Source organism: Micromonospora sp. AB353 (genome assembly GCF_049538395.1).
GTDB lineage: Bacteria > Actinomycetota > Actinomycetes > Mycobacteriales > Micromonosporaceae > Micromonospora > Micromonospora aurantiaca.
The window spans coordinates 1-20577 of sequence record NZ_JBMVFV010000093.1; the positions used below are offsets into that span (position 1 = coordinate 1).

The window sequence follows — 20577 nt, forward strand, 5'->3', positions numbered from 1 at the left end:
AAGAAGGGGCCCTTCCTCTACCGCAGGCGTTAATAGGGGGCCCTTCCTTACATCTCGGCGAGGATGCGGCGGGCGGCGTTGTGCCCGGCCGCGCCGATCACGCTGCCCGCCGGATGGCAGCCCGCGCTGCCCGCGTACACCCCGTCCACCCCCGTGGCGTACGGCATCCGGTCGGTGAACGACACCGTGTTGTCGACGTGGTGGATGTGCCCGCCGGTGATGCCGAAGTGCGCCTCGATGCCGGGCGGCGGCAGCGGTACCGCGTCCGCGACCAGGTCACCGGCGCCCGGGGCGTACCGCTCGCAGATCGCGAGCAGCCGCTCCACGTAGCCGGGCAGCGCCGCCTCCCAGGTGGTGCCGGCCAGCTCGTAGGGGACCGACTGCACGAACAGCGCCGACGAGTGGTGCCCCGCCTCGTCGGACAGCGACGGGTCGACAGTGGTGTGCAGGTACCACTCGATCGTCGGCTCCTCCGGCAACCGCCCGGCCCGCACGTCCGCCCACATGCCGCGCAGCGCCGCCATCGGCGACTCGCCGCCGTCGCCGACGAGCGAGGCCGAGCCGGGCAGCAGGTGGATCGTCGACCCGAACGGGCTCGGCGCGTCGTCCGGCAGACAGGAGAAGCGCGGCAGCCCGGTCAGCGCCAGGTTGAGCTTGAGCGTGGTGCCGGGGCGGCGGACCGCCGCCATCCGCGCGCCCAGCTCCGCCGGGAGCGCGCCGTCGGGCAGCAGCTCCATCAGCCGGTACGGGTCACAGGCGCCGAGCACCACCGGGGCGTCCACCTCCCGCCCGTCGGCGAGCATCACCCCGGCGGCGGCGCCTCCGGTCAGCCGGATCGCGGTGACCGGCGCGTCGGCCACGATCCGCGCCCCGGCCCGCACGGCGGCCTCGGCGAACGTGCGGGACACCGTGCCCATGCCGCCCCGGGTGATCATCCAGGTGCCGTCCGCGCCGGGCAGCCGGCACATGTTGTGCACGAGGAAGTTGTGCCCGGTGCCGGGGTCGTCCGGGCCGGCGTTCAGCCCGGACAGGCCGTCGGTGACGGCGTACATGCTGACCAGCAGCTCGGAGCGGAAGTCGAAGCGGGCCAGGTGGTCGGCCACCGAGCCGCGGACCAGGTCGACGAAGACCTGCCGCAGCGCGGGCCGCACGTAGCGCTCGGCGGTCTCCTCGACCGGCAGCGGCTCGGCCAGCCACGCCGGGGCGAGATCCTCCCGCAGCTGGGCCAGCTCGGCGTGCAGCGCGTCGTCGGCGGCGACGTCGGCGGGGGAGAACATCTCCGCGAGCTGCCGCCGGCTCGCCGCCACGTCGCTGCCGGCCAGCAGGTACGGCGAACCGAGCCCGCCCGGCGTGGGCAGGAAGTAGTGCGGGTCGCGGCGCAGCACCGGGATGGTCACGTCGAGCGTGGCCAGCAGCTCCGGCGGCATCAGCCCGAGCAGGTACGACCCGGTGGAGTGACGCAGTCCCGGCACCTTCGGGAACGGGTTCTCGGTGCGGGTCGCCCCGCCGATCACGCCTGACGCCTCCAGCACGAGGACGTCCAGGCCGGCGCGGGCCAGCAGGATCGCCGAGACCAGGCCGTTGTGCCCGGCGCCGACCACCACGACGTCGGCGCGGGACGGCAGCTCACTCGCGTCGCTCATGGCGTGCCGGCTGGGCATGCGCTCACGGCCCTCGCTGCGCTCGGTGCGTTCGCTCATGCCGCGGAGCGTAGCGGCGACGGATCCCCGGCGGGAGGGTTCGCGGCGGGGCGCTACCGTTCCCGGCATGTCCCCGGCTGTCCAGATCGCGCTCGCGGTGGCGCTCGTCGTGGTGGTGCTCCTCCTCCTGCTCGTGCTGCGGCGCGACCGTCCCCGGGATCTGGTCGCCCCGGACCGCCCGGCCGGTGACGGGCAGGCCGAGGTGCTCCGGCTGGCCCGCGCGGGGCGTACCGTCGAGGCGGTCAAGGTGCTGCGCGAGCAGACCGGGCTGTCGCTGCTGGACGCGAAGCGGGCGGTGGACGCGCTGGCGGCCGGCGGAGCCTGGTCGCCCGGCCCTCCGGCCCCCGGAAGGGGCGTCGACGAGGCGGTGCGGGCCGAGGCCGCGCGGCTGCTGTACCAGGGGAAGAAGATCCAGGCGATCAAGGTGGTGCGGGAGCACACGCACATGTCGCTCGCCGACGCGAAGCGGTACGTCGAGGGGCTCTGACGCCGGACGGCCGTCACCGGGCGTTCACCCTATAGTGGCAGTTGTCGATGCATTTCCGTCCTACCGTCGACGGGACACCCACCGCCTCCGGGAGGTAATCCCCGATGGATCGTCGTACCGTCCTGCGTGCCACAGCCGTCGGTGGCGCCGCCGCTTTCGCCGGTGGTCTCTGGGCCGCCGCTGCCGCCCCGGCCCAACCCGCCCAGCCCGGTCCCGGCCCGTACGGCGACCTGCTGGCCGCCGACGCCAACGCCCTCCAGCTGCCGGCCGGCTTCACCAGCCGGGTGATCGCGCGGTCCGGGCAGCGGGTCGCCGCCACCTCGTACACCTGGCACCCGGCGCCCGACGGCGGCGCCTGCTTCCCGGCCGGCGACGGCTGGATCTACGTCTCCAACTCGGAGGTGCCGCTCGTCGGCGGCGCCTCGGCGGTGCGGTTCGCCGCCGACGGCGCGATCGCCGCCGCGTACCGGATCCTCGGCGGCACGAACGTCAACTGCGCGGGCGGGCCGACCCCGTGGGGGACGTGGCTGTCCTGCGAGGAGGTGCCGCTGGGCCGGGTCTTCGAGACCTGGCCCGAGGGCGGCCGGACCGGCGAGGAACGGACCCGGATGGGCCGCTTCAAGCACGAGGCGGCGGCCTGCGACCCGGTGCGCCGGGTGGTCTACCTGACCGAGGACGAGGGCGACGGCTGCTTCTACCGGTTCGTCCCGGACTCCTGGGGCGACCTGCGCACCGGCAAGGTGCAGGTGCTCTGCGCCCCGGACGGCCAGGTGACCGGGCCGGTCACCTGGCGCGACCTGCCGGACCGCGACGGGTTCCCGGTACCCACCCGCTACCAGGTCGCCGCCGCCCAGACGTTCGACGGCGGTGAGGGCTGCTGGTACGCCGACGAGACCTGCTGGTTCACCACCAAGGGCGACAACCGGGTGTGGGCGTACGACGCGGTGAACCAGCGGCTCGACCTCGCGTACGACGACTCGCTGGTGCCGGCCGGTGCCGCGCCGCTGACCGGCGTCGACAACATCACCGGCACCGCCGGCGGTGACCTCTACGTGGCCGAGGACGGCGGCGACATGGAGATCAACGTGATCACGCCCGCCGGTGTGGTGACCCCGTTCCTGCGGCTGCTCGGGCAGCCCGAGTCGGAGATCACCGGGCCGGCGTTCTCGCCGGACGGCAGCCGGCTCTACTTCTCCTCTCAGCGCGGCACCAGCGGCGCCCGGGCCGGGACCGGCGGCATCACGTACGAGGTGCGCGGCCCGTTCCGGCGCTGACCTCCCGCCGTCAGGCGCGGGCCGCCACCCGGGCGGCCCGCCACCGGCTCGCCGCCAGCGTCGCCGAGTAGCCGGACAGCACGATCACGTGGAACAGGTAGAGCCACAGCAGCACCGCCACGCCGCCGCCGATCTCGTCGAACCCGCCGAACGGCACGCCCAGGTCCAGCGGCAGCGAGCAGAACAGCACGAACCCGTGCAGGAAGCCGGACAGGTTCGCCGCGGTGAACGAGCCCAGGCCCACTGTGACGAGCCAGTCCGGGGAGGCCGGGCCGACCACCCGGAACACCCAGATCAGCACCGGCGTGAGCACCAGCCACACCGCCAGGAACGACAGCACCACGCCGAGCGCGCCGACCCAGCCGCCCTGGCGTACCAGCCGGGTGGTCATCGGCAGCCCGAGCAGGATCGACAGCAGCAGCACCGGGGCCGGCGCCAGCAGCGGGAGCAGTAGCAGACGCCCCCGCCAGCCGACCAGCGCACCGGACTCGGCGCGCGGCTCGGCCACCGAGACGAACGCGCGGCGCAGTCCTTCCCCGTAGAGCGAGGCAGGCAGCAGCGACGCCAGCGCCAGCAGCGGGGTCAGCCCCAGCCCGGCCTCGACGAGCGCGGCCGCCGCCCGGTGCGCGCCGATCTCGGTGGGCAGAGTGTCGATCGCGTACCCGGTCAGCCGCCGCACCCGGTCCGCCCCGGCGAGCAGCCCGGTCAGCCAGATCGCCAGCAGCGCCACCGGCACCACGGCGATCGCGCCGTAGAAGGTGATCGCGGCGGCGTGCAGCGACAGGTCCCGGCCGCGGACCGGCCGGAACGCCGCAGCCGTGATCCGCTTGGTCCGCTCCCACCCGTCGCCCATCGCCCTCTCGTTCCCCGTACGACACCGCGCCACGCATTACGATCCGGCGGCATGACGATCGCCACGACCGACCGGCTGGTGCTCCGCGACTGGACCGAGTCGCCGGACGACCTGGCCCGGATCTACGACATCTACTCACGGGACGAGGTGATGCGCTGGCTGGGCGGCGGCAAGGGGCGGATGACCGACCCGTCCGAGGCACGCGAGCGGGTCCGGATGTGGCACGAACGCTGGGCGCCGTACGGCGGCCGCTGGGGCCTGTGGGCGATCGAGCCGCGCGACGGCGGGCCGGTGGCGGGGAGCATCCTGCTCAAGCCGCTGCCGGGACGCGACGGCGTCACCCTGACCGACGACATCGAGGTCGGCTGGCACCTGCATCCCGACGCCCAGGGCCGCGGCTACGCGACCGAGGCGGCCCGCGCGGTGCTGGAACGCGAGTTCGCCGCCGGAACCCCGAGGGTGTACGCGGTGGTGATGGCCGGGAACGACCCGTCGATGGCGGTGGCCCGGCGCCTCGGCATGACGCACACGGGTGTGCGCACCGACTGGTACGGCGGGGTCGAACTGGAGACCTTCGTCCTGGAGCGTCCGGCCTGAGCCGTGCCGTTGGCAGTTCGCCCTCGGCCTCCTACGGTGGTGGGGACACGGGGGAGGCACGGATGGTCGACGGTGGCGACGCAGCGCGTTGGCTGCACCTCAACGCCGCCCGGGGCGGTCCGGACGACCTGTCGCTCCTGGTGAACCGGGTCGCGCCCGCCATCGGGGCCACCGACATCGTGATCTACCTGGCCGACTACACGCAGTCCTCGCTCGTGCCCCTGGTCGGCGCGGGCGCGCCTCGGGACGAACTCACGATCGAGACGACGCTGGCCGGCCGGGCGTTCACCGGCCTCCAGGTGCAGCGCGCTCCCGACCGCCCGGACCGGCTCTGGGTGCCCCTGCTGCTCGGCTGCGAACGGCTGGGGGCGCTGGAGATCGTGTCGTCGCGCGCCGGCGACCCCGCGCTGGACCGGCCGGCCTGGGAGGTGGCGGTCGCCGTCGCTCAGGTCCTGGTGAACCGCCGGCTCTACGGCGACGTCGTGGAACGGATCCGCCGCCGCCTGCCGATGCAGGTCGCCGCCGAGACCGTGTGGGGGCTGCTGCCGCCGCTGACCTTCGCGACCGACGACCTGGTGATCACCGCCATCCTCGAACCGTGTTACGACGTCGGCGGGGACATCTTCGACTACGCGCTCAACGGCGACGTGCTCAGCGTCGGGCTCTTCGACACCTGCGGGCACGGGATCAAGGCGAGCGCGATGGCCTCGCTCGTGGTCAGCGCGTACCGCAACGCCCGGCGCACCGGTCTCGACCTGGTCGACACGGCGATCAGCATCGACAGGTGGGTCCGCTCCGAACACCCCGGCCTGTTCGCGACCGCGCTGCTCGCCGAACTGGACCGGCGGACCGGCGTGCTGCGGACCATCAACGCCGGCCACCCCGGCGCCATGCTGCTGCGGGACGGCAAGGCCGTCCGGGCGCTGCCCGGGCCGACCGCGCTGCCGCTCGGGCTGGGTAACCTGTCGGCCAGGCGCCCCCGGGTGCACGAGGAGGCGCTGCACCCGGGCGACCGCGTCCTCGCCTACACCGACGGCATCACCGACGCCCGGGGCGACGACGGGGAACGGTTCGGGCTGGACCGGCTGGTCGACTTCGTCGAGCGTGCCCTCAACGACCGGCTGCCCAGCCCGGAGACGATGCGCCGTCTGGTCCGCGCCGTCCTCGCCTACCAGCAGGACCAGCTCGACGACGACGCCACCGCGCTGTTCCTGGAGTGGCAGCCACCGCACCTGCCGTTGGGGCACCTGGAGCACCTCACGGCGCGGGTTGAGGGATCTCGGTAGCGACGGACACCGTGTGCGAGCAGGGCTCGGCGGGGCAGCGCCGCTAGGGTGGGCGATAGCACGATTACCCGCTGAGGGGGGTGAGCCCGATGGCCCAGGCCGCATTCGCGCCCGAGCCGGCGCCGCAGCCCGCCGAGCCGTCGTTCGACGTGCTCCGCTGGCACGACGAACCGTGGACCGCGCAGCTCGCTCTCGATCTCCTACCGGAGACCAATGGCCCGAAGGTCGAGGTCCTGAGCGGAAGCGTGATCGTGACACCACGTGCCGGCATCGACCACCAGTCGGTCGAACGCGAATTGCCTACCTCCTGCACCGGGCCGCCCGCCGGGAGGGACTCTGGGTCTATCCGGAGATCAACCTGATCTGCGGCAAGGACATGTTCATCCCTGACATCGCCGTGCTCCGCTCCTCGGGCGGCGGCCGGTCCGCGGTCGACATCGCTGAGGCCGTCCTCCTCGGCGAGATCGTGTCGCCCGGCAACCGGCGCAAGGACGTGATCGACCGGCCGCGGGAGTACGCCGCCGCCGGCGTGCCGTATGTCCTCCGGGTCGACCTGCGTAACCGGGTGCCGGCGCTCGCGCTCTACGAGCTGGTCGACGGCGAGTACCGGCCGCTGTCCGCCGCGGCTGCGGGAACCACGTTCGTGATGCGCCAGCCGTTCGAGTTCAGCGTCGACCCGGCCGACCTGCTCGACGAGGAGGCACCGCAGGCGTGATCGACACCGGTTCGCCGACGTGGTGGCATCGCGGCGGCTGGGATGCCACCACCTCGGGGAAGTGGAGTCGATCATGTCGCCGGGCACTCCGGGACGAACCGGGGTGAGGCGCTGGGGAACAATGGGCGGGTGACCACTCCCCGAGACCTCGTGCTGCTCGGCTCGACCGGCTCCATCGGCACCCAGGCCATCGACATCGTCAAGCGCAACCCGGACCGCTTCCGGGTGGTTGCCCTCGGCGCGGGTGGCGGCAACGTGGAGTTGCTCGCCGCGCAGGCGCTGGAGCTGGGCGTTGAGGCGGTCGGCGTGGCCCGCGCGTCCGCCGCGCAGGATCTTCAGCTCGCGTTCTACGCCGAGGCGAGCCGGCGCGGCTGGGCCACCGGCGACTTCAAGCTGCCGAAGATCGTGGCCGGGCCGGACGCGATGACCGAGCTGGCGCAGTGGCCGTGTGACGTGGTGCTCAACGGCGTTGTCGGCTCGCTGGGCCTGCCGCCGACGCTGGCCGCGCTGCACGCCGGTCGTACCCTCGCCCTCGCCAACAAGGAGTCCCTCGTCGCCGGCGGCCCGCTGGTCAAGGCCGCCGTCTCGCGACCGGGGCAGATCGTCCCGGTGGACTCCGAGCACTCGGCGCTGGCGCAGTGCCTGCGCGGCGGCGCCCGGGGCGAGGTACGGCGGCTGGTGGTCACCGCCAGCGGCGGCCCGTTCCGGGGGCGGCGGCGTGACGAGCTGACCGCCGTGACGCCGGAGCAGGCGCTGGCACACCCGACCTGGAACATGGGCCCGGTCGTCACGATCAACTCCGCCACGATGGTCAACAAGGCGCTGGAGGTGATCGAGGCGCACGAGTTGTTCGACGTGCCGTACGCCGACATCGAGGTGATGGTCCACCCGCAGTCGGTGATCCACTCGATGGTCGAGTTCACCGACGGCTCCACCCTGGCCCAGGCCAGCCCGCCGGACATGAGGCTGCCCATCGCGCTCGGTATCGGCTGGCCGGACCGCGTGCCCGGCGCCGCTGCGGCTGTCGACTGGACCACTGCCCACACCTGGGAGTTCTTCCCGCTCGACGACGCGGCGTTCCCGGCTGTCGCGCTGGCCAAGGCGGCGGGCGAGGCCGGGCGCTGCCGCCCGGCGATCTACAACGCGGCGAACGAGGAGTGCGTGGCCGCGTTCGTCGCGGGCCGGCTGCCGTTCCTCGGCATCGTCGACACCCTCCAGCGGGTGCTGGAGGACGCACCCGATTTCGACGAACCAGGTACCGTCGAGGACGTGCTCGCCGCCGAGTCGTGGGCACGGGCGCACGCCCAGGAGATCATCGTCGGGTCGGTGGAAGGAGCTCGATGAGCTATCTGCTCGGGGTGGTGCTGTTCGCCCTGGCGATCCTCATCTCGGTGAGCCTGCACGAGGCGGGGCACATGCTCACCGCCAAGGCGTTCGGGATGAAGGTCACCCGCTACTTCGTCGGCTTCGGCCCGACCCTGTGGTCGTTCAAGCGGGGCGAGACCGAGTACGGCGTCAAGGGCATCCCGCTCGGCGGCTTCTGCAAGATCGTCGGAATGACGCCGCAGGACGACGACGTCGAGCCGGGGGACGAGAAGCGCGCCATGTGGCGCTACCCGGTGTGGAAGCGGACGATCGTGATGTCCGCGGGCTCGATCACCCACTTCGCCCTGGCCCTGATCGCGCTCTGGATCATCGCGGTGTCGGTGGGGCTGCCGAATCCGAAGTTCCCCAGCACCGAGGCCGGCTTCCGGGCCGAGCCGGCGGTGATCGCCATCGCGCCGTGCGTGGTGGTGGAGAACGCGGCCCGCGCCTGCGAGTCCGGCGACCCGGCCAGCCCGGCCGAGAAGGCCCAGCTCAAGGACGGCGACCGGATCACCGCGGTGAACGGCAAGCCGGTCTCGACCTGGGGCGACATGCTCGACGTGGTCCGGGCCACCCCGCCCGGCACGGCCACCGTCGCCTACGTGCGTGACGGCAAGTCGGACGAGGCGCGGGTCGACCTGGCCTCGGTGCAGCGTCCGCCGCTGGACGACCCGAAGGGTGCCGCCTCGGCGGTCTCCGCGCTCGGCGTGGCGCTCTCGCCCACCACCCCGACCCGGGTCGAGTACGGCCCGGTCGCCGCGTTCGGCGCCACCGCCGACTTCACCGGCACGATGGCCGTGCAGACCGCGCACGCCATGCAGCGCATCCCGCAGAAGGTGCCGGCGTTGTGGAACGCGATCACCGGCGGCGAGCGCGACGTGGACACCCCGATCAGCGTGGTCGGCGCCAGCCGGCTCGGCGGCGAGGCCGTGGAGAACAACGCCTGGCTGGTGTTCTTCATGCTGTTCGTGTCGCTGAACTTCTTCATCGGCGTGTTCAACCTGCTGCCGCTGCTCCCGCTGGACGGCGGCCACATCGCCATCGCCTGGTTCGAACGGGCGCGGTCCTGGCTCTACGCGCGCATCGGCCGTGCCGATCCGGGGCGCGTCGACTACCTCAAACTCATGCCGTTCACGTACGCGGTGATCCTGATCGGTGGCGCGTTCACGCTGCTGACGGTCACCGCCGATGTCATCAACCCCATCACGCTCTTCTCAAGGTGAGTGCCTGAAGTGACCGCTGTCAGTCTCGGTATGCCCCCCGTACCGCCGCCGCCGCTGGCCCCGCGCCGGGCCAGCCGCCAGATCATGGTCGGTTCGGTGCCGGTCGGTGGTGGCGCGCCGGTCTCGGTGCAGTCCATGACCACCACCCTCACCGCCGACGTCAACGCCACGCTCCAGCAGATCGCCGAGCTGACCGCGTCCGGCTGCCAGATCGTCCGGGTCGCCGTGCCGTCGCAGGACGACGTGGAGGCGCTGCCGGCGATCGCCAAGAAGTCGCAGATCCCGGTGATCGCCGACATCCACTTCCAGCCGAAGTACGTCTTCGCGGCGATCGACGCCGGCTGCGCCGCGGTCCGGGTGAACCCGGGCAACATCCGGCAGTTCGACGACAAGGTCAAGGAGATCGCGCGGGCCGCCGGCGACGCGGGCGTGCCGATCCGGATCGGCGTCAACGCGGGCTCGCTGGACAAGCGCCTGCTGACCAAGTACGGCAAGGCCACCGCCGAGGCCCTGGTGGAGTCGGCGCTGTGGGAGTGCTCGCTGTTCGAGGAGCACGGCTTCCGGGACATCAAGATCTCGGTGAAGCACAACGACCCGGTGGTGATGATCCGCGCGTACCGGCTGCTGGCCGAGAAGTGCGACTACCCGCTGCACCTCGGCGTCACCGAGGCGGGTCCGGCGTTCCAGGGCACGATCAAGTCGGCGGTGGCGTTCGGCGCGCTGCTGGCCGAGGGGATCGGCGACACCATCCGGGTCTCGCTGTCCGCCCCGCCGGTCGAGGAGATCAAGGTCGGCAACGCGATCCTGGAGTCGCTGGGCCTGCGCGAGCGTGGCCTGGAGATCGTCTCCTGCCCGTCCTGCGGCCGGGCGCAGGTAGACGTCTACAAGCTGGCCGAGGAGGTCACCGCCGGGCTGGAGGGCCTGCCGGTGCCGCTGCGCGTCGCGGTCATGGGCTGCGTGGTGAACGGTCCGGGTGAGGCCCGCGAGGCCGACCTGGGTGTGGCCTCCGGCAACGGCAAGGGCCAGATCTTCGTCAAGGGCAAGGTCGTCAAGACCGTGCCCGAGGCGCAGATCGTGGAGACGCTGATCGAGGAGGCGCTGCGGATCGCCGACGAGATGGGCGCCGAGATCCCCGAGGAGCTGCGTGACCTGGTGCCGGGCGGCGCCACCGTCACCGTGCACTGATCTGTTCTCCGCGTCGTCGTGCGGCCGTCCCCGTTCGGGGCGGCCGCACGCGCCGTCTCAGGGCCGGGGCACGGCGGCGAAGGGGGAGAGGGTGAACCAGCCGGGCGCGGCGCGCCGTAGCGCCTCCGGTCCGGCGACCTCCACCGCGCCGCCGCGCAGCGCCGCGGCCCACTCCAGGTCGCCCATCCAGACCTGGACCAGGGCGCGCAGGTCGGCGGTGACGGTCACCGTCACGTCGTGCCCGGGGTCGATGTCGCAGACGTCGGCTTCGCCCGCGGCGATCACCATCCACCAGTCGCGCTGCGTCGTGGGCACGTCCCGGAAGCGGAACCGCACGACGGTACGCCCCGGCGGAACCGCGTCGTGGTCGACGTGCCGGTGCATGTCCCACAGCAGCAGCTTCGGGTCCAGGTCGGCGTCGCCCAGTTCGCCGATCCAGCGCACGCCCCAGGCGCCGAGCGCCTCCAGCACGGGACGCAGTTCGCGTCCGGCGGTGGTCGGGACGTAGCGCACGTCGGCGCCGTCGACCCGCCGCTCCACCACCCCGGCGCGGACGAGCTGGTGCAGCCGGCGGGACAGCAGCGTCGGTGACATCCGGGGCAGGCCCCGGCGCAGGTCGTTGAAGCGTTCCGAGCCGCTGACCAGCTCCCGGACCACGAGCAGCGTCCACCGCTCGTCGAGCAGTTCCATGGCCTTCGCCACGGGGCAGAACTGGTGGTAGGAGGCCCCCATGGCGGGCACGCTACGCCCGGCCCGCCGCCCCGGCCAGCGGCCTGTCGGGAGCGGTACAGATCTCGTACTGGGGGCCGTGTCGTCCGCTGCCTAGCGTCCTGTGCAGGGACGACGGTGAGGAGCGACAGATGATCGAGGAACGGGCACAGGACGCCGCGGTGAAGGCCCGGCACCGTGCGATGTGGGCGATGGGCGACTACGCCGCCGTGGCCGCGCAGGTGATTCCGGAGCTGGGGGCGACGCTGGTCCGGGCCGCCGGGGTGGCGCCCGGCATGCGGGTGCTGGACGTGGCGGCCGGGACCGGCAACGCGGCTCTGCCGGCGGCCCGGGCCGGTGCGGAGGTGGTGGCGGGCGACCTCACCCCGGAGTTGCTGGCGATCGGGCGGGCGGAGGCCGAGCGGGAGGGCTTGGCGCTGACCTGGGAGGAGGCGGACGCGGAGGCGCTGCCGTACGCGGACGGCGCGTTCGACGCGGTGCTGTCCTGTGTGGGTGTGATGTTCGCGCCCCGGCACCGGGCCGCCGCCGACGAGGTGCTGCGGGTGTGCCGGCCGGGCGGCACGATCGGTCTGGTCAACTGGACCCCGGAGGGCTTCGTGGGCCAGTTGTTCGCGGCCATGCGGCCGTTCGCGCCGCCACCGCCGCCGGGCGCACAGCCGCCCCCGCTCTGGGGCGACGAGGACCATGTCCGGGAGTTGTTCGGCGACCGGGTCGACGCGCTCCGGCTGGGGCGCGACGCCGTGGTGGTGAACCGGTTCGCCACGCCGGACCAGTTCCGGGACTTCTTCGCCACCCACTACGGGCCCACGGTGGCGGTCTACCGGGCGAACGCGGGCGATCCGGAGCGTACGGCGGGGCTCGATCGCGCGCTGACCGACCTGGCGGCCCGGCACCTGGACGGCGGCGTCATGCGCTGGGAGTACCTGCTCGTCACCGCGCGCCGCGCCTGACGGCACGCCGGTCGTCGTCCGGCCGGCGTGCCGTCGCGGCGGCGGTGCTCACTCGGACTCGGCGAGGATGGCGTAGAGCTTGCGCCGGGTCTCGTCGAGCACCTGGGCGGCCCGGGCGCGCTGGTCGTCGGTGCCGGTGGTCATGACCTGCCGCAGCGCCTGCATGGCCTGCGCCCCGGCGTCGCGGATGTCGTGCCAGCTGTTGACCGTCTGCTCGGCGAACTCCGCCCAGGGCGGGGTCTGCGCCGCGTCGGCCGCCTCGGCCTGCCCCTGCTCGGTCAGCGCGAACCGCTTGCGCCCGCCCTCGGAGTCGGCGGCCGTGGCGATGACGCCCTCGTCCTCCAGCAGTTGCAGCGTCGGGTAGATCGAGCCGGGGCTGGGCCGCCAGGCCCCGCCGGTGCGGGAGTCGATCTCCTGGATCATCTCGTAGCCGTGCATCGGCCGCTCGGTGAGCAGGGCCAGCACCGCGCCGCGGACGTTCGGCCGCCGTCCGCGTCCCCGGCCGCCGCGGCCCCGCCCGCGACCGTGCGGCCCGGGGGAGAAGGGCGGCGGACCCGGGGGTACGGGCGGGAAGCCGAAGCCGCCGTGGCGGCGCATCTCGTCGTGCATGGCGTGCATGCGTCGATGGAAACCCATCGGTGGTTCTCCTTCTGTCGGCGTATCACTGATGCATCAACGATATATCGGCAATGCATCGCCGACAAGACGTCATGAAAAGCGGCCTGAAAACCGTACGTACGTATTGTTAGGCTGCCGGTGTGCGCCTGCTTCCCGAACCGGGCCCCTCCCGGACCCTCGCCCTCTCCACACTCGTCAACACCGTCGGGCGGGGCACCTGGCTCACCGCCAGCGCGCTGTTCCTCACCCGGTCGGTCGGGCTCACGGTGGCGCAGGTCGGCGTGGCGCTCACGCTCACCGCGCTGGTCAGCCTGGTGGCGAGCACCCCGATGGGCTACCTCGCCGACCGCCTCGGCCCGCGCGGACTCCAGATGGCCGCGCTGCTCGCCTCGGCCGCGTGCACGGCCGCCCTGGTCACGGTGCGCTCGTTCACCGGCTTCCTGGTCGTCGGCATGCTGATGGCGGTAGCGGACGCGGGCACCCGGGGCGCCCGCGGTGCGCTGATCGCCGGCGCCGTCCCGCCCGACCAGCGGGTCCGCACCCGTGCCTACCTGCGCGCCGTCACCAACGTCGGGATCTCGGTGGGCACCGTGCTGGCCGGGTTCGCGCTCGCCGCCGACACCCGCGGCGCGTACGTCATGCTGATCCTGCTCGACGCCGCCACGTACGTGCTGGCGGCGGCGGTGCTGCTGCGGCTCCCGCCGGTGCCGCCGATGCCCGCCCCGGCGCACGGGCCACGGCTGATCGCGCTGCGGGACCGCCCGTTCCTCGCCTTCACCGTGCTGGACGGGCTCATGTCCATGCACTTCTCGCTGATCAACATCGCCCTGCCGCTGTGGATCGCCGGGCACACCAGCGCACCGAACTGGCTGATCTCCGTCTGCCTGCTCGTCAACACGGTGGTGGTGATCCTGTTCCAGGTCCGCGCCTCGCGGGGCACCGAGGACCTGACCGGCGCGGGCCGGGCCGCCCGCCGGGCCGGTGTCCTGCTCGCTGCCGCCTGCGCGCTGTTCGCGGCCGGTGGCGGCGTACCGGTGGCGGTGGCGGTGCCGCTGCTGCTGGCCGGTGCGCTGGTGCACGTCGTGGGGGAGCTGTGGCACGCGGCGGCCGGCTGGGGTATCTCCTTCGGCCTGGCCCCGGCGCACGCGCACGGGCAGTACCAGGGCGCGTACGGGATGGGCATGCAACTCGGCTCGATGGTCGCCCCGGTGGTGGTGACCACGCTCGCGATCGGCTGGGGCGTACCCGGCTGGCTGGTGCTCGGCGTGGTGTTCCTGCTGCTCGGCGCGCTGGTGCCGCCCGTGGTGCGATGGGCCGCCCGGACCCGGCCGGCCGCCCCCGAACCGGTGCCGGCGGCGGCCGGCTGAGGGCCGTGCGGCAGGTGCCCGGTCGGCCCGCGCGCGCCGGGGTGGATCTGGCAGGCTGGTAGCCGTGCTCACGGTGCCGGTACGCCAACTCGGGGAGTCGGAGCGCCGCGCGGTCGAGCGGCTGCTCGACCTCGACCCGTACGCCGGCGCGCAGGTCGCCGAGCGGGTGGCGGCACGCGGTCTGGCCTGGTGGCGGGCCGAGGCGCGGATCCTCGGGTACGGCTCCCGCCGGCACCTGGAGTCGATCTGCTGGCTGGGCGGCAACCTGACCCCGGTGCTCGCGTCCGAGTCGGCGGTGACCGCGTTCGCCGACCAGTTGAGCGCCGAGGAGCGGCTCTGTTCCTCGATCGTGGGCCGGGCCGACGCGGTGCTCGGGCTCTGGGACCGCCTCTCCGCGCACTGGGGGCCGGCTCGGGACGTACGCCCGAACCAGCCGTTGCTGGCGACGGACGCGCTGCCCGCCGTGGCGCCCGACCCGCACGTGCGGCGGGTGCGCGGCAACGAGGTCGACCGGCTGTTCCCGGCGGCGGTGGCGATGTACACCGAGGAGGTCGGGGTGTCGCCGCTGGCCGAGGACGGTGGGCGCGGCTACCGGCGGCGGGTGACCGAGCTGGTGCGCGCCGGCCGTGCCTACGCCCGCTTCGTCGACGGGCGGGTGGTCTTCAAGGCGGAGCTCGCCGTGGTGACCCGCCGGACCGCGCAGGTGCAGGGCGTCTGGGTGGCGCCCGAGTGGCGCGGCCGGGGCATCGCCACCGCCGCGATGGCCGCCGTGGTCCGCGACGCGCTGGAACGGGTCGCGCCCACTGTGAGCCTCTACGTCAACGACTTCAACCTGCCCGCCCGCCGGGTCTACGAGCGCTGCGGCTTCCGCCCGGTCGGCACGCTCGCCACTGTGCTGTTCTGAGGATCACTCCCGCCAGACGTCCCGAACCGGACACCCGGCGTTATGCTGGGCATGTTTTTATACTGACTGGTCAGTTCGGAATTCGGGAGCGGAATGAACATCGTCGAGGCCGTCGGCCTGGGCCTGCGCACCCGCCGCGGCTGGGTCTACCGGGACGTCGACCTCACCGCCGCGAGCGGTGAGCTGCACGCCGTCACCGGTCCGCCCGGCAGCGGACGCACCTCGCTGCTGCTCGCGCTGGCCGGGCGCTTCCCGCACAACCACGGCGAGCTGCGCCGACGCGGCCCGGCCGCGCTCGGCCAGGTGGCCGGCGTGCACGAACCCGACCCGACGCTCACCGTCGCCGAGCACATCACCGAACGCCTGCTGCTGCTCGGCCCGGTGCCACGCCGCCGGCGCCGCCTCGTGCCGGTGGCGGCGGTCCGCGCCCGCCGGGCCTACCGCCGCGACGCCTACGCCGCCGCCATCGCCGGCGCCGGACTCACCGACGCGCCCCTGGACCCCGACCGGTACGGCCGCGACCTCACCCCGGTCGAACGCCAGGTGCTCGGGCTGGTGCTGGCGAGCCTCGGCGGCCCCGGCCTGATCGTCGCCGACGACGTGGACGCCGGCGCCGACCGCCCCGAGCGGGAGTGGATGTGGGGCGCGCTGGAACGCCTCGCCGACCAGGGGTACGCCGTGGTCGCCAGCGCCCGCGCCGTCGAACCCGGCGTGGCCGCCACCGTGCACCGCATCGGCGACCCGGTCCCGCCCGTCCCCGCCCTGACCGAGCCCGCCGAGGTGCCCGCATGAGCGTCCTGCGACTGGCCCTGTTCGAGCTGCGCCGGATGACCCGGGGCCGGCTGCCGCGCGCCGCGCTCGCCGTGCTCACCATCGTCCCGCTGCTCTACGGTGCCCTCTACCTGTACGCGTTCTGGGATCCCTACGGGAAGATGGACCGGATCCCGGTCGCCCTGGTCAACGCCGACCGCCCGGCCACCGCCGGCGACGGCAGCGAGGTGCACGCCGGCCGTGACCTCACCGACGAGCTGCTCGACCGCAAGGTGTTCGGCTGGACCGTCACCGACCAGGCCGACGCCACGAAGGGGCTGCGCGACGGGCGTTACCACCTTGTCTTCTCCATCCCGGAGGACTTCTCCGCCACCCTCGCGGCCGGCCCGGAACCGGACCGCCCGGCCCGGCAGGGCGAGCTGAAGGTCGTCAACGACGACGCCACCAACTACCTCTCCGGCCTGCTCGCCCGGTCGGCGTTCAGCGAGATCCGGGCCGCCGCCGCGCAGAGCACCGCCGCCACGTACTTCGACAGGATGCTGATCGGCTTCACCGACGCCAAGGCCGAGACCGGACGCGCCGCCGACGGCGCCGGGAAGATCGCCGACGGGCTCGGCAGCTCCCAGCAGGGCGCGGGAGAGATCGCCGACGGGCTCGGTGACGCCGAGGACGGCGCCGGGCAGCTCGCCGGTGGACTCAACCAGTCGGTCCAGGGCGCGGACAAGCTCGCCAAGGGCCTCGACCAGCTACGGACCGGTGCCGCCCAGCTCGCCGACGGCGCCGGACGCGCCGCCACCGAGACCAAGGCCGCCGCGGCCACCGTGAACGCCGCCGCCGACAAGTACGAGCCGGTGCTGCGCCGCAACGCCGACAAGATCGAGAAGGCGGCCACGCTCGTCGCCGACGGCGCGCAGCAGCTCGCCGCCGGGCTGGACGCGCTGCCGGGCAAGGCCGCCGAGGTGGTCACGACCGCCGAGGAGATCCGCGACCGGCTCGACGCGGTCGCGAAGGAACACCCCGAGCTGGCCGACAACCCCGACTTCGCCGCCGCCCGCAAGGCCGCCGACCGGGCCGTCACGCAGGCCCGCTCCGTGGTGGCCGCGCTGGACAAGACCGACATGGCCACGCTGCGCAAGCAGATGACAGACGTGTCGAAGACCGCCCGCGAGGTGGCCGCCGCCGCGCCGCACCTGGCCGACGACGTCGCCTCCGCCCGCGCGAAGGTCAACGAGCTGGCCGGCGGGCTCGCCACGCTGGCCCAGGGCAGCGCCAGACTCCGCGACGGGCTGGGCGACGCGTCGACCGGCGCGAACGAGCTGCGCGGCGGCCTCTACCGGCTCGCCACCGGCGCCCGCCAGCTCGACGGCGGCCTGGCCCAGCTCGGCAGCGGCAGCAACCGCCTGGTCGACGGGCTGACCCGGCTGGAGGGCGGCGCCGGCGACCTCGCCGACGGGCTCGCCGCCGGCGAGCGGAAACTTCCCGGGTACGACGACGCGGCCACTCGCGCCGGCGTCCTCGGTGACCCGGTCGGCCTGATCCGCGACTCGCAGAACCCGGCCGACTCGTACGGCGTCGGCTTCGCCCCGTACTTCCTGTCGCTGGCGCTCTGGGTCGGCGCGATGATCACGTACATGCTGTTGCGGCCGGTCAACCGGCGGCACGTGATGTCCGGCGCGCCCGGCTGGCGGGTCGTGCTCGCCGGGTGGCTCCCGGCCGCCGGCATCGGCCTGGCCCAGGTCACGGTGCTCTACACGGTGGTGACGCTCGGCCTCGGGCTCGACCCGAGGCACGGCCCGGCCACGTTCGGGCTGCTCGCCCTCACCTCGCTGGCGTTCACCGCGATCATGCAACTGCTCGGCGTGGCGCTCGGCCCGGCCGGCCGGCTGGCCGCGCTGGCGCTGCTGATGCTCCAGCTCACCTCGTCCGGCGGCACCTACCCGGTGCAGACCTCGCCCGGCTTCTTCCAGGCCGTCCACCCCTGGCTGCCGATGACGTACGTGGTGGACGGCCTGCGGCACACCGTAAACGGTGGTACGACCGCCCCGGTGGTGACCGCCGCGCTGGTGCTGCTCGCGTTCGGGCTGGGCGCGATGGCGCTGACCGTCGGCGCGGCCCGCCGGTCCCGCCGGCTGACCCCGTCGAAGCTGCACCCCGAACTGACCATGTGAGGATGAGCCGGTGACGGACGGACGGACGCGCCGGCGCGAGGACACCCGCCAGCGCCTCTTCGTGGCGGCGGTGGACCTCATCGCCGAGCAGGGCTTCTCGGCCACCACCGTGGACGACATCGCGGCCCGGGCGGGTGTGGCGAAGGGGACCGTCTACTACAACTTCGAGTCCAAGACCGTCCTGTTCGAGGAGCTGCTGCGGCACGGCATCGGCCTGCTCACCGCCGAGTTCCGGGCCGCCGTCGACGGGCTGCCGCCGCTGGAGGCGCTCGGCGCGCTGGTCCGCGCCCAGCTGGAGTACATCCGCCGCTACCGCGCCTTCGCCCAGCTCCTGCTCTCGGAGATGTGGCGGACCAACAGGGAGTGGCAGCAGACGCTGCGGCTGCTGCGCGGCGAGGCCATCGCGGTGATCGCCGACACCGTGCAGGCCGGCGTGGACAGTGGCGACCTCCCGGCCGACCTGGACGTGCGTACCGCCAGTTCGGCGCTGTTCGGCGTCGGGCTGGTGGTAGCAGTGGACTGGCTGGTCTTCTCGCCGGAGCGGCCGATCGACGAGGTGCAGGAGTCGCTGCTCGGCATCGTCCGGCGGGTCGCCCGGACCTGACCAAGGGCCGGTAATTCGGTTGAATCCGGGCCGCCGTGAGGACGAGGCTGGGGACACCGCCCCCACCGAGCCGAGTCCGGAGGACCTTCCATGCGCCTGCTCCGAGATCTCTGGGCCACGGCACCCCGGCGGATGACGGCGGTCCTGCTGCTGATCGTGCTCGGCGCCGCCGGCCAGGCGGCCGCCGCCGCGCTGGCCGGGCCGGTGCTGGTGCACCGCTCGTCCGGCTGGTTCGTCGCGCTCGCGGTGGCGCTCGTCGCCGCTGTCGTCACCGACCTGCTGATCGGCCTGATCATGGCGCGGCTCACCGCCGACTGGTCGGCCGACGTGCGGCGGCGGCTCTGCCGGGTCGCGCTCGGCCAGGACCTGCCCACCCTGGAGACCACGCCGGTCGGCGAACTGCTCGACCGGATCGACAACGACGTCTACCAGGTCGCCGCCGAGATGCGGAACACCGGCGTACGGCTGGCGCAGGGCCTCGCGGTCTGCGTCCTCGCGACGGTGAGCGCGCTGATCGTCTGGTGGCCCGCCGGTGTCGGCATGATCGTGCTCACCGCCCTGCTCGCGGTGACGCTGCGCCGCCCGACCGCCCGGATCGCCCCGGCCCGGATGGCCGAGGAGGAGGCGTGGTCCGACCTCGCCGCCGTGATGGAGGAGGCGGTGCACGGGCAGGACGACGTGCGTACCAGCCTCGCCCGGCCGTACGTGCTGCGTCTCTACGCCCGCCGCGCGGCCGAGGTGATCGCCCGGTGCGTCCGGGTGTTCCGGCTCTCCGCGCGGGTCACCGCGATCGCCGCCGGCGCGGTCGGGCTCGGCGTCGCGGGCGTGGTGCTGGGCGGCGCGTGGGCGCTGGCCACCGGCCGGGTGGACGCCGCGCGGCTCACCGCGATCTGGTTGCTGGTCGTCGCGTTCGGCGCGACCGTCGAGCAGATCGCCCGCTGGGTGCCGCACCTGCAACAGGCGTTCGGCGCCTGGGGCCGGGTGCAGCTGCTCGCCGGGTCGCCGCAGGAGCCGGACGGCGGCGACGCCCCGGTCGACGGCGACCTGACCGTGCGCGGGCTCACCTACCGCTACCCGGCCGGCGGGGACGACCGCGGTCCGGCGCTGCGCGACGTGCACCTCGACTTCGTCCGCGGGCGCTCGTACGCGCTCGTCGGGCGGACCGGCTCGGGCAAGTCGACGCTGGCGAAGGTGCTCACCCGGGCGGTCGACGTGCCGCGCGGCACGGTGTTCCTCGGCGGCGCCGACCTGGTCGACCTCGACGTGGAGGAACTGCGCCGGTGGATCGCCGTGGTGCCGCAGCGCACCGAGATCCTGGCCGGCACGCTCGCCGAGAACGTGGCGCTGTTCGACCCGGAGCTGCTGGACGCCGCCGAGCGGGCGCTGGCCGAGCTGGGACTGGCCGGCTGGATCGCCGAGCTGCCCGACGGCGTACACACCCGGCTCGGCGACGGCGGCTACGTACTCTCCGCCGGGCAGGAACAGCTCGTCGCGTTCGCCCGCATCCTGGTCCGCGACCCGCACGTGGTGATCCTCGACGAGGCCACCGCGCGGCTCGACCCGGTCACCGAGAACCGGGTACGCGAGGCCACCGAACGGCTGCTCACCGACCGGATCGGCATCGTCATCGCGCACCGGCTCTCCTCGGTGCGCCGCTGCGACGAGGTGGTCGTGATGGCCGACGGCGCGGTGCTGGAGGCCGGCCCGCTGCGCGAGTCGGCCCGCTTCGCCGAGCTGCTCGCCACCAGCCACGCCGGGGCGTACGCCGGGGTGGGCGCCCG

The 20577-nt window shown here is 73.7% G+C and carries 20 protein-coding genes; 16 read left to right on the forward strand and 4 right to left on the reverse strand.

Annotation, left to right across the window (positions count from 1 at the left end; translation table 11 throughout):
• Nucleotides 1–47: 47 nt before the first annotated feature.
• Nucleotides 48–1643, reverse strand: a complete 1596-nt coding sequence (locus ACPCK6_RS26060; RefSeq protein ID WP_423482502.1) for a phytoene desaturase family protein — start codon at nt 1641–1643, stop codon at nt 48–50.
• A 124-nt stretch (nt 1644–1767) separates the two neighbouring features.
• Here ACPCK6_RS26060 and ACPCK6_RS26065 point away from each other — a divergent pair, with 124 nt between their 5' ends.
• Together ACPCK6_RS26065 and ACPCK6_RS26070 are read left to right on the forward strand one after the other, a co-directional pair.
• Nucleotides 1768–2187, forward strand: coding sequence for a ribosomal protein L7/L12 (locus tag ACPCK6_RS26065; protein WP_423482493.1), 420 nt, complete (start codon nt 1768–1770; stop codon nt 2185–2187).
• A 104-nt stretch (nt 2188–2291) separates the two neighbouring features.
• Nucleotides 2292–3461 (forward strand): alkaline phosphatase PhoX, encoded by a 1170-nt coding sequence (locus ACPCK6_RS26070; RefSeq protein ID WP_423482494.1) that lies wholly within the window; start codon nt 2292–2294, stop codon nt 3459–3461.
• A 10-nt stretch (nt 3462–3471) separates the two neighbouring features.
• Here ACPCK6_RS26070 and ACPCK6_RS26075 read toward each other — a convergent pair whose 3' ends face one another.
• A complete protein-coding gene (locus ACPCK6_RS26075) occupies nt 3472–4314 on the reverse strand; it encodes a YhjD/YihY/BrkB family envelope integrity protein (protein WP_396880316.1) in 843 nt (280 codons plus the stop codon).
• 51 nt (nt 4315–4365) lie between these two features.
• Between ACPCK6_RS26075 and ACPCK6_RS26080 the strand changes: the two genes are divergently transcribed.
• The 7 genes from ACPCK6_RS26080 to ispG all read left to right on the forward strand — a co-directional run bounded on the left by ACPCK6_RS26080 (nt 4366) and on the right by ispG (nt 10685).
• Complete coding sequence (locus tag ACPCK6_RS26080) at nt 4366–4911, forward strand: GNAT family N-acetyltransferase (RefSeq protein ID WP_423482495.1); 546 nt, start codon at nt 4366–4368, stop codon at nt 4909–4911.
• 62 nt (nt 4912–4973) lie between these two features.
• Nucleotides 4974–6197, forward strand: a complete 1224-nt coding sequence (locus tag ACPCK6_RS26085) for a PP2C family protein-serine/threonine phosphatase (RefSeq protein WP_423482496.1) — start codon at nt 4974–4976, stop codon at nt 6195–6197.
• 89 nt (nt 6198–6286) lie between these two features.
• A complete protein-coding gene (locus ACPCK6_RS26090; RefSeq protein WP_423482504.1) occupies nt 6287–6559 on the forward strand; it encodes a hypothetical protein in 273 nt (90 codons plus the stop codon).
• Nucleotides 6550–6912, forward strand: a complete 363-nt coding sequence (locus ACPCK6_RS26095; RefSeq protein WP_423482503.1) for a Uma2 family endonuclease — start codon at nt 6550–6552, stop codon at nt 6910–6912. The genes ACPCK6_RS26090 and ACPCK6_RS26095 overlap by 10 nt, the downstream gene beginning before the upstream one ends.
• A gap of 129 nt (nt 6913–7041) precedes the next feature.
• A complete protein-coding gene (gene dxr / locus ACPCK6_RS26100; protein ID WP_047894153.1) occupies nt 7042–8256 on the forward strand; it encodes a 1-deoxy-D-xylulose-5-phosphate reductoisomerase in 1215 nt (404 codons plus the stop codon).
• A complete protein-coding gene (locus tag ACPCK6_RS26105; RefSeq protein ID WP_423482497.1) occupies nt 8253–9500 on the forward strand; it encodes a M50 family metallopeptidase in 1248 nt (415 codons plus the stop codon). The genes dxr and ACPCK6_RS26105 overlap by 4 nt, the downstream gene beginning before the upstream one ends.
• Before the next feature lie 9 nt (nt 9501–9509).
• A complete protein-coding gene (gene ispG / locus ACPCK6_RS26110) occupies nt 9510–10685 on the forward strand; it encodes a flavodoxin-dependent (E)-4-hydroxy-3-methylbut-2-enyl-diphosphate synthase (RefSeq protein WP_423482498.1) in 1176 nt (391 codons plus the stop codon).
• 57 nt (nt 10686–10742) lie between these two features.
• Here ispG and ACPCK6_RS26115 read toward each other — a convergent pair whose 3' ends face one another.
• Nucleotides 10743–11417, reverse strand: coding sequence for a winged helix-turn-helix transcriptional regulator (locus ACPCK6_RS26115; RefSeq protein ID WP_396880322.1), 675 nt, complete (start codon nt 11415–11417; stop codon nt 10743–10745).
• 128 nt (nt 11418–11545) lie between these two features.
• Between ACPCK6_RS26115 and ACPCK6_RS26120 the strand changes: the two genes are divergently transcribed.
• Nucleotides 11546–12364, forward strand: a complete 819-nt coding sequence (locus tag ACPCK6_RS26120) for a class I SAM-dependent methyltransferase (protein ID WP_423482499.1) — start codon at nt 11546–11548, stop codon at nt 12362–12364.
• Nucleotides 12365–12412: 48 nt separating this feature from the next.
• Here ACPCK6_RS26120 and ACPCK6_RS26125 read toward each other — a convergent pair whose 3' ends face one another.
• Entirely contained in the window at nt 12413–13000 is a 588-nt protein-coding gene (locus ACPCK6_RS26125; RefSeq protein ID WP_396880324.1) for a PadR family transcriptional regulator, read from the reverse strand.
• A 122-nt stretch (nt 13001–13122) separates the two neighbouring features.
• Here ACPCK6_RS26125 and ACPCK6_RS26130 point away from each other — a divergent pair, with 122 nt between their 5' ends.
• The 6 genes from ACPCK6_RS26130 to ACPCK6_RS26155 all read left to right on the forward strand — a co-directional run.
• Entirely contained in the window at nt 13123–14349 is a 1227-nt protein-coding gene (locus ACPCK6_RS26130) for an MFS transporter (RefSeq protein ID WP_396880325.1), read from the forward strand.
• Nucleotides 14350–14413: 64 nt separating this feature from the next.
• Nucleotides 14414–15253, forward strand: a complete 840-nt coding sequence (locus ACPCK6_RS26135) for a GNAT family N-acetyltransferase (protein ID WP_194799755.1) — start codon at nt 14414–14416, stop codon at nt 15251–15253.
• 93 nt (nt 15254–15346) lie between these two features.
• Nucleotides 15347–16045 carry an ATP-binding cassette domain-containing protein gene (locus ACPCK6_RS26140; protein WP_396880326.1) on the forward strand — a complete coding sequence of 233 codons (699 nt, stop codon included), beginning with the start codon at nt 15347–15349 and terminating at the stop codon, nt 16043–16045.
• On the forward strand, nt 16042–18192 hold the full coding sequence (locus tag ACPCK6_RS26145) for a YhgE/Pip domain-containing protein (protein ID WP_423482500.1): 2151 nt from the start codon (nt 16042–16044) through the stop codon (nt 18190–18192). The genes ACPCK6_RS26140 and ACPCK6_RS26145 overlap by 4 nt, the downstream gene beginning before the upstream one ends.
• A 10-nt stretch (nt 18193–18202) precedes the next feature.
• Nucleotides 18203–18796: a TetR/AcrR family transcriptional regulator gene (locus ACPCK6_RS26150; RefSeq protein ID WP_073830318.1), complete on the forward strand. Its 594-nt coding sequence runs from the start codon at nt 18203–18205 to the stop codon at nt 18794–18796.
• Between the two features lie 90 nt (nt 18797–18886).
• A partial coding sequence (locus ACPCK6_RS26155; RefSeq protein WP_423482501.1) for an ABC transporter ATP-binding protein occupies nt 18887–20577 on the forward strand: 1691 nt, incomplete at its 3' end.

Coding starts and splice junctions, on each gene's coding strand:
- ACPCK6_RS26085 (WP_423482496.1), top strand. CDS start 4,974: ATGGTCGACGGTGGCGACGCAGCGCGTTGGCTGCACCTCAACGCCGCC.
- ACPCK6_RS26080 (WP_423482495.1), top strand. CDS start 4,366: ATGACGATCGCCACGACCGACCGGCTGGTGCTCCGCGACTGGACCGAG.
- ACPCK6_RS26120 (WP_423482499.1), top strand. CDS start 11,546: ATGATCGAGGAACGGGCACAGGACGCCGCGGTGAAGGCCCGGCACCGT.
- ACPCK6_RS26115 (WP_396880322.1), bottom strand. CDS start 11,417: ATGGGGGCCTCCTACCACCAGTTCTGCCCCGTGGCGAAGGCCATGGAA.
- ACPCK6_RS26060 (WP_423482502.1), bottom strand. CDS start 1,643: ATGAGCGACGCGAGTGAGCTGCCGTCCCGCGCCGACGTCGTGGTGGTC.
- ACPCK6_RS26145 (WP_423482500.1), top strand. CDS start 16,042: ATGAGCGTCCTGCGACTGGCCCTGTTCGAGCTGCGCCGGATGACCCGG.
- ACPCK6_RS26075 (WP_396880316.1), bottom strand. CDS start 4,314: ATGGGCGACGGGTGGGAGCGGACCAAGCGGATCACGGCTGCGGCGTTC.
- ACPCK6_RS26090 (WP_423482504.1), top strand. CDS start 6,287: ATGGCCCAGGCCGCATTCGCGCCCGAGCCGGCGCCGCAGCCCGCCGAG.
- ACPCK6_RS26140 (WP_396880326.1), top strand. CDS start 15,347: ATGAACATCGTCGAGGCCGTCGGCCTGGGCCTGCGCACCCGCCGCGGC.
- ACPCK6_RS26105 (WP_423482497.1), top strand. CDS start 8,253: ATGAGCTATCTGCTCGGGGTGGTGCTGTTCGCCCTGGCGATCCTCATC.
- ACPCK6_RS26065 (WP_423482493.1), top strand. CDS start 1,768: ATGTCCCCGGCTGTCCAGATCGCGCTCGCGGTGGCGCTCGTCGTGGTG.
- ACPCK6_RS26070 (WP_423482494.1), top strand. CDS start 2,292: ATGGATCGTCGTACCGTCCTGCGTGCCACAGCCGTCGGTGGCGCCGCC.
- ACPCK6_RS26125 (WP_396880324.1), bottom strand. CDS start 13,000: ATGGGTTTCCATCGACGCATGCACGCCATGCACGACGAGATGCGCCGC.